This is a genomic window from Ectothiorhodospira sp. 9100, from assembly GCF_022227565.1.
Taxonomy (GTDB): Bacteria; Pseudomonadota; Gammaproteobacteria; order Ectothiorhodospirales; family Ectothiorhodospiraceae; genus Ectothiorhodospira; species Ectothiorhodospira marina.
Genome location: NZ_JAJNAN010000110.1, coordinates 1 through 1,364, shown reverse-complemented (window position 1 = coordinate 1,364; position 1,364 = coordinate 1). Strand labels below are relative to the sequence as shown.

Annotated in this window: 2 protein-coding genes and 1 pseudogene; 1 reads left to right on the top strand and 2 read right to left on the bottom strand. The window is 61.1% G+C overall.

The window, feature by feature from the left end:
• Positions 1–160: 160 nt before the first annotated feature.
• Both LPW29_RS15140 and LPW29_RS15135 read right to left on the bottom strand, forming a co-directional pair.
• Positions 161–415 carry a BrnA antitoxin family protein gene (locus LPW29_RS15140; RefSeq protein ID WP_238628704.1) on the bottom strand — a complete coding sequence of 85 codons (255 nt, stop codon included), beginning with the start codon at positions 413–415 and terminating at the stop codon, positions 161–163.
• Between the two features lie 6 nt (positions 416–421).
• Complete coding sequence (locus LPW29_RS15135) at positions 422–592, bottom strand: BrnT family toxin (protein WP_238628703.1); 171 nt, start codon at positions 590–592, stop codon at positions 422–424.
• 184 nt (positions 593–776) lie between these two features.
• Between LPW29_RS15135 and LPW29_RS15130 the strand changes: the two are divergent.
• Positions 777–1,364: pseudogene (locus LPW29_RS15130) on the top strand (hypothetical protein); the annotation flags it as partial.

The following is a 1,364-nucleotide window of genomic DNA, read 5'->3' as shown; positions in this document are numbered from 1 at the left end:
CCTAGCCTGAAGCGTTCAGCCCGCCACCATCCCAGACATACCTGCAACACAAGTCCCCGCCTAACTCGCCCGCTGATCCTCGGCATCGAGCCGATCCAGGACTGCCAATGCCTCTTCGACATGCCCTGTCGCCGCCATGGCACGGAAGTGATTCTCGGTATCACCGATACCGCTGCTGGGCATTCATGTAATGGCGCAGCAACTGATTGATGCGCGTCTGGTAGCCCGCGCCCTGACCCCTGAACCACTCCAGCACATCGGCGTCGAGACGGATTGTCACCGCCTTCTTTACCGGCACACGTAGCTCTGCGCGCCGAAAGAAGTCTTCGCCCAATTCAGGCATGTCTTGGGTATCGATGTCCTCGTCGTTCATCTTGACCAGCCGTCCCCAGTCAGTTTTCGATGCTTTCGACATACTGTTTCACCTCCTGTTTATCCAGCCGATGCAGATCCAACGCTCTTCGCCGTAGTGCATTCGATCATCATGCAAGGCCAGCATCGGATGCTGGAAGATGCCCGGCACGTCATTGAAGTCGATACCGTGCTTGCGAATGTTGGCCTGATTCTTGGCTTCGTCCCACTCAAACCGCATGGGGAATCCTGTATTTACTTACGTACATACACGATACTCTTCCAGATGAAAATGCGCAGCCCCTGCAGATACATACTGAGCCTGAATCGTTTCACAAACCCCACCAAGAAAACAGACAACCACTTGATCTAAAAAGCCTCCAGGCACAGCATATCGGTTCATCATCGTTTCACCCGGAACCCCCATGCGCCTGACCACCGACGAGTTCCTCTCCCGGTTGCGCGCCCTCGGAACCGCCTCGCGGGCCGAGCTGGTCGCCGCCCTGGGCGCCAGTGCGCCCACCGTCTACCGCCGTCTGCGTGATGCCGAGGCGCGGGGGAAGGTTGTCTCCTTTGGTCGCGGGCCCGCCACCCGCCACGCCCTTCGCGGGCTGCTCTTCAACCGCGCCGACACCACCGTCCCGATCCACCGCGTGGATCCCGATGGCCATATCCATCCCTTTGCCGAACTGGTCGCCCTCGACCACGGCGCCATGCTGGTTCGCCCCACCCAACACAGCCCGCTACCCGGGCTGCTCCTCGGTGAAGCCGGCACAGGCCTGTTCGATGATCTGCCGTTCTTCCTCCAGGACCTGCGGCCCCAGGGCTTTCTCGGTCGCCTGAATGCCCACGCACTCCCCGCGTTCCCGGACAACCCGGAGCACTGGTCCACCGATCAGATCGGCGCCTGGCTACTGGATCACGCGGTCGACACCCCCGGCGACCTCCTGCTCGGGGACGCGGCTGTCGAGCGTTGGCGAGCATGGCAACCAGAGCGCGCCACCATCGATGAT